The 6,205-nt window shown below is 36.7% G+C and carries 4 protein-coding genes; 1 reads left to right on the top strand and 3 read right to left on the bottom strand.

The genetic code is table 11. The annotated features are described in order from the left end of the window. Positions 1–429: 429 nt before the first annotated feature. Positions 430–2,541 (bottom strand): protein phosphatase 2C domain-containing protein, encoded by a 2,112-nt coding sequence (locus AFK68_RS15085; protein ID WP_168186489.1) that lies wholly within the window; start codon positions 2,539–2,541, stop codon positions 430–432. Between the two features lie 374 nt (positions 2,542–2,915). On the opposite strand from AFK68_RS15085, the gene AFK68_RS15080 reads away from it, so the two are divergent. Further along, on the top strand, positions 2,916–3,182 hold the full coding sequence (locus tag AFK68_RS15080; RefSeq protein ID WP_094673507.1) for a hypothetical protein: 267 nt from the start codon (positions 2,916–2,918) through the stop codon (positions 3,180–3,182). A 76-nt stretch (positions 3,183–3,258) separates the two neighbouring features. Here the strand turns inward: AFK68_RS15080 and AFK68_RS15075 are convergent, their stop codons facing one another. After that, positions 3,259–3,606 carry an NAD(P)H-quinone oxidoreductase subunit M gene (locus AFK68_RS15075; protein ID WP_094673506.1) on the bottom strand — a complete coding sequence of 116 codons (348 nt, stop codon included), beginning with the start codon at positions 3,604–3,606 and terminating at the stop codon, positions 3,259–3,261. A 477-nt stretch (positions 3,607–4,083) separates the two neighbouring features. Continuing rightward, entirely contained in the window at positions 4,084–5,907 is a 1,824-nt protein-coding gene (locus AFK68_RS15070) for a hypothetical protein (protein WP_210407415.1), read from the bottom strand. Positions 5,908–6,205: the final 298 nt, after the last annotated feature.

Raw genomic sequence — 6,205 nt, 5'->3', positions numbered from 1 at the left:
CCTACTCCTTAAAAAAGAGTTTTTCAGCACACTCTATTTAGGTAATATTATATTTGAATAATTAGTTATAAAAAAGTCTTTGTCTGTAGTTGCCCTTTAGCACTTGTAGTATAGATTTCCAGCGCTAAAGTATAACTACGAACTTCTAATTATTGCTCTGCTGATTAAATATAAAAGCATTTACAGATAAAAGTTTTAGCCTTTTTGGGTCTGGAAAAAGTACCAGCTTTTTGGTTTATAAAGCCGAAAAAGTGAGCATTTTGGATAGATTATGGCAGAAAAATCATTATTACTATTTTTCCTCCTGCCTCCTCTATAATTCCCGCTTCTCCTGACTCCTGACTCCTGACTCCTCCGCTACTAAAAGACTTTTTCAGCAAACCCTAATTAATTATTAATTGTTAATTATTAATTATCCATTATCCATTATTAATTATTAAAACACTCATCTAGTTGTTCTGGATTTACCTCAGAGAGATTGATTATATCTAGACGACTATCTATTTTGATTTGTTGAATCCAACCTACATCTTTTGGTTGTAAGTAATAGATAAATTCTTGATCGATGCTCGATGATTTTGTAATTGAGCATACCTCTAATTCTAACCAAGTTTCTTCAGGTCGATTAATTTTTCTAGTTACTTTGAGAATACTACCATTAGCAACTCTACCTTTCACAGTATTATCTCTGCTGCTAGTTAGTAATTCAATGGGTTTGTTTAATGTATTTGTTGGAGAGTCGCTACCACTAATCAATATAAATGAACCTACATCGAAGGATAAGGTCGGAGAAAATGTAGGATTTGCTGATAAGCTAGGTTGTTCTATCTTTTTCACAATTTCATTATCGGAAATCTTTTTTGTTGGTGCTGGAGTTTCAAAAAATAAGTCAGTTACTATAGGACTTAAAAAATATGCTAATATTCCCCCTAACCCCAGAAGTATAAAAATTCCTAACAGGTAAAACCACCAACTTTTATATTCTAAGTCAAACATGGAAGTTTGATGTTTATGCTCAAAAAATGTCTTTTCTGATTGTGCAGACTTAATGTCTAGAGGGGGGAGTGATAATTCTGTCATCTGACCTTTAGATTTTACCTGATAATACACTAAAGCTACTGTCACATTATCGTGCCCATTTTTGGTGTTAGCAATTTCTATTAATCTGTCTCTAACTGTAGCTATATCTATTTTTCCTTCTAGCAATGGCAATATTTCTGTTTGCCAATATTCTTCTACTCGATCTTTATCACTTAAACCATCGGAACAAATTAAGAAAATACTATCCTCATCTATCGGAAAGCGCTGTACCGTTGGATGGAGACTTATTGAGCTAGTGATACCCAAAGCTTGTACTAGGGCTCCTGATGCTGCTTGTTTTATGGCATCACCATATAGAGAGTAACCTAATCTGACTTGACGAGTAGCGATATCATCATCTAAAGTTACTTGATGGCATCTGCTAGGAGTAATCCAGTAAGCACGGCTATCTCCTAGATGGGTAATGTAGAGTTGGTGGAGATGAGCAATTGCCATTACTAGGGTGGTTCCCATCCGTTGACGACCGTGGCGTTCCTCATTATCATTGCACTCGCAAATAGCATCATTAGCTACACAAGCAAATTCTTCTAACTTTGTAGTTACAGTTAGAGGCTCTCCATTTTCTGGAATCTTTTGCAGTTGTTGGTACAAAACTTTGATTGCTAACTGGGAAGCTTCTTCACCCCTATCTTGACCACCAATGCCATCACAAACAATAGCTACTGTCTTAGGACTAGGTGGATAGCTCATCACAGTTTTACTAGGTGGGTAACAAGCATCTTCATTGTGAGAACGGTTTGGTCCGGTATCTGTAGCTGTGGTAATGTGAACACTCCGAACTTGCGATCGCCCCAATGCTTCTAACGCTTTATCTAGTTGTGTTATTAGTATATCGTCATTTTGTACTTTGCCTGCCATCATTTGCTGAGACAGTTGTTTCAAAAATTTGCCTACTGCTGGGTTAGCACTGCTCGCCCATTTCTGCCATAACCGACCTAACTGCTGCAATGTCACCGATTTTTCATCTGGCTGTAGTTCTACTAAACGTACTAATTGCCCTTCTACCCGCAGATTTTCAGGATTTAGTAAACTAGAACCTACTTTTTGCACATTCAAAGGTTGCCAAAGTTGAGCTATTTGCCACAACCAGTTTAGCTGTCGCATGGGTGTAGCATCTTTCCATGCTGTAGCTATTTCTGGCATTAAACTACCTGTCCCTGAATTTATTGGCCCTCTTTCTAACAACCATATTGCTTTAGTCCCTTTGTTTGCTGCTACTGACACGAGTCCAAAAACTTGAGGAATATGAAGTCGATAGGGAAATAATTTCAAATATGGTTCTATTTCACCCGGAATTTCTTCGGGCAGATCGGGCATTTTGTGTGGTTGAGTATCTAGTAATATCCTACCATGCTGAACTTGATAGCGCTCTGCTATCATTTCTCCTGGCCGATAGGTTTTGCTCCCTTCACCTATAGCCCACAGGTAGTGTTTTGGCATAGTGTTTTGCATCAGGGGTCCTCACCGCTTTCGGCCATTTCTTTGATTAGAGATTTCTCTTGATTATCTATGCTGCTTGAATTAGGTCTTTTTGACTCAGTTATCCCCATAATTCTAATATCTAAAAAAGCCAATTGCTAGTTGGCAGTTTTTGATATTAAACTATTGTACCCTTATTATAAATAGGTTTGATACAATTAAGATAGTTAATATTTCCTAAAAATTTTGTCAGTAAATTTATTAGGACTTACCCAGGTGAACCTAGAAACCCGGTTTCTCCTAGACTTCTATTAGTCAAAACAACCATTTCTCGTAGAAACCGGGTTTCGCGTGCGTAAGTCCTGTTTATAAATATTCTCTTATGAGGTGTATTTATGTCTAAATATTCTGATTCTGGTGCTTCGAGCAATTTAGAAACTAATAATGAGCAGTCATTACCTCCAATAGAGATAGATGAATTGCTGACTCAAGTGAAACATTCTCATGGATTATACTACAAAATGGTTAATCTTGAGATTTGGGCTTTAGTGGAAACTTTAGAGGAGTTTTTCCCTAGTGCTTGGAATCAATTTATGGCCAATCGAAAGGTCTCTATGAAACAATTTTTACAACATTCTCAGAATAACAAGGTAGAGATATGATAAGTTATTATTTAACCCGATAACATTAATGTTATCGGATTTGATTAGATATTAAATTTGAGTATTGTTGGTATTGCTATTGAGCTTCAGCATCAACATCTACTCTGGGTAGTCCTAGACTATAGTTATTCACACGACTACCAAGATTATAACTAATTTCACCTGATTGTAAGAGCGAACGGACAAAATGTTCTAAATCAGAACCCATACAACGCAGGTTATATTCGGTTAAATCTGAACCATTATAAGATTCTACTAATTCGTCAAACTTTCGGTAAACCTGCTGTACAGCACCATCATTCCAGTTAAGTTCATTGTCGGGATCGATATCTAAAGTTAATACCTTATCGTCAGGAATAAGTTCATTCTTTTCCACTATTCCTGCAAAAATACGAATATGTCTAGTTGTTGACTTTAATGGCATAGGTGATTCTCTGTTTGTTACTTTCTGTTAAATTCTATCTTAAGTGCTATTTTTGCGGATATTATAATAACATATTTCTAAATTTATTAATCATAGGAGTTACGCATAAACTATATATATAGCGTTCAAAACTATAACGTTATAGTTTTTAAACTCTATATAGGGCTTGCTGATTAAAGCTAAAAGTATTTACAGATAAAGGTTTGGGCTTTTTTGGGTTGCTAAAAAGTACCAGGTTTTCAGCTCTTAATGCACGGTTCCCGAAAAATCAAAAAGTTAGTATTTTCAGCAAGAGTTGGGAAAAAATTACTCCTCCCTTACTCCCCTGCTCCCCTACTCCCCTACTCCCCTGCTCCCCTACTCCTTAAAAAAGACTTTTTCAGCAAACCCTATATATAGTACCTTTGTGTAAGTCCTAAATCAGCTACTATGTACTGGTCTGTATTTTTATCCAGAGAATAAAAATTAAGCAAATACTCACTCCCATTCTGGACCAGTCAACTTACCTCGTAATAGCCACTTACCTAAATTGGGGTCATCAACTTCTAATAATCCACTATACAATTCTTGCTTGGCATAAGGACTCTCCAAAACAGGCCAATTTTCTAAAATCCTTTTCTCTCCATTAATCACAGCATCCCCAATAGCACCATCTTGCTCATAAGTCATCACTATGCGATCGCCTGCCAAACTCAGGTAACTCAAACGCCCCTGACTATTCCATTTACTATCATCAACTTCAGTCTTATCGAGCGCCTGTTTCAAACTTTCCAAGTCTCTAACATCAGCGACTCTTGCCACATCAGTCACCCAAGCAGTTTTTCTCCCCTTGGCAACCATTGCTTGATAATCTTTATATTTCTCAGAGACTGGTATTTGCAAATTTACTTCATCTCCCCAAGGTCTAGCACATAGCCAAATATTCTCCATGCGCCAAATATACCAATCTTTATATTTTCTTGGTTCACCATAACGCTGTGGCAAGACTAAATGCGATCGCGCTGGTACTCCCGCTTGTAAATCTCGATCGTTGAGAATTAATTGAAAAATGACTGCCCCTTTTTCCTGAACATATTGGTCTCCAGGACTACGACCAGTTGCCTGCGGTCCATGATAAGTTCCTGCTAAACTGACTACTGCATTATTTTTACCATTTGGATCGCGCACTACTAACTTATAGGTAGCATATTGTGCCCTAATTGTACCCTCAACTTGATAACTACGAGTAGGCTCTAATAAAGTTCCTAAACTATAATCCTGGGTTATATAAAAGGTCTCCCATAAACCATTTCCTTGAGAGTAGCTATAGTAAATTGGATGACTTGCCCTTAGTTTAAATGGTAATGGTACTTGCTTACGAGCTAATGCCCGCAAATGTTCTGGGGGACGATATGTACTGAGAGCTGGTGCCAATGCTAATCTAGCACTACCTCTTCCCATTGTTTCTGCTGCTTCAGTTCCATCTCCCCACCACATCCAAGCTACTGTACTTAACCCACTATTCCAGGTATGCCGATCGAAGCCTCGACTTTCGGCACCTCCAGCAGTTCCCCAACTTAGTCTTAATGCCATATTAGTTGCGTACCAATCTAGCAAAGCTTTGGCCAGTTTTTTTAATTCTGGGTCACGAGCAAAATCATAGATATTAAGCAATCCACCAATACTATATCCATAATAAGTAGAAGAATGAAATTCTCCTTGTCCAATAGTTAAAAATTTATTCAGTTCGCTTCGTAACCATGCTTCATTTGTAGCTTCACTTGCTGGATCTCCTATAGGCCAACCACTACCATCCATCAATGCTAAACCGGATGCACGTCCCATAAACATATGATTTTCTGTTCCAGTTTTTGTCCACTGTAGAACTTTCGGTCGCTGTAGTTGATTTTTGTAAGATGTTAATATTTCTGACGGCATTTTGTCTCGAAACAAAAAGAAAATCCGCACATCTAAATAACTGCGAAAGTGATAAATACTTGGTTTATCTTTATCTAGTTGTAGCAAAATTTTCCAAGTTTTTTCTTGATTATAAAGTTTTCCTACTGGTTCACCTTCTAGACTTAATCTAGCTAAGATTACTGGTAGTAAATATTTATGAGGATCTCCTATATTTCTTTTTTTCCACCAAGTCTCTAATTCTTCTAAATCTCTGGCTGCTATTTTCTGACGAATTGCTAAACTTCGCTCTTGAAGTTTCTTTTCTTCTTCCCCAATTTTTTGTTGTAATACTGTTGTTATTTTCCTATTTTCGGCTAATTTTACTTGATGCTTTTTTTGACATCCAAATATTGTTAAGTTCAAGATTATAGTGGTAATTATTGCCAGAATTCTATATAATATTTGCTGGGATTTCATATTTTTTAATTCTTGGAAATTGTTGTATAATGGCGATCGTTATCTGTTCTCGAAAATCAACTCTACTTGACATTATATTCTTGCATAACAATTAATATTGGTAGTCACGCAGCGAAGCTGATTAAGAGACTGTTTGTTAACTAAATCTTAAAGCTTGAATACAACCTGGGATTGAATAGATTATAATAGCAAAGGTAGTGGTTTAGTCACTAAAAAAAAGAAGACTAGCTATATTTTAGTTTTC

Source organism: Hydrocoleum sp. CS-953 (genome assembly GCF_002260545.1).
Classification (GTDB): Bacteria; Cyanobacteriota; Cyanobacteriia; order Cyanobacteriales; family Microcoleaceae; genus Trichodesmium.
The sequence above is the reverse complement of the archived record's forward strand: the minus strand, read 5'-3'. Positions and strand labels throughout refer to the sequence as shown.

Excerpts from the sequence above, each read along its gene's own strand:
- AFK68_RS15085 (WP_168186489.1), bottom strand. The coding sequence starts at position 2,541 with ATGCCAAAACACTACCTGTGGGCTATAGGTGAAGGGAGCAAAACCTAT.
- AFK68_RS15080 (WP_094673507.1), top strand. The coding sequence starts at position 2,916 with ATGTCTAAATATTCTGATTCTGGTGCTTCGAGCAATTTAGAAACTAAT.
- AFK68_RS15075 (WP_094673506.1), bottom strand. The coding sequence starts at position 3,606 with ATGCCATTAAAGTCAACAACTAGACATATTCGTATTTTTGCAGGAATA.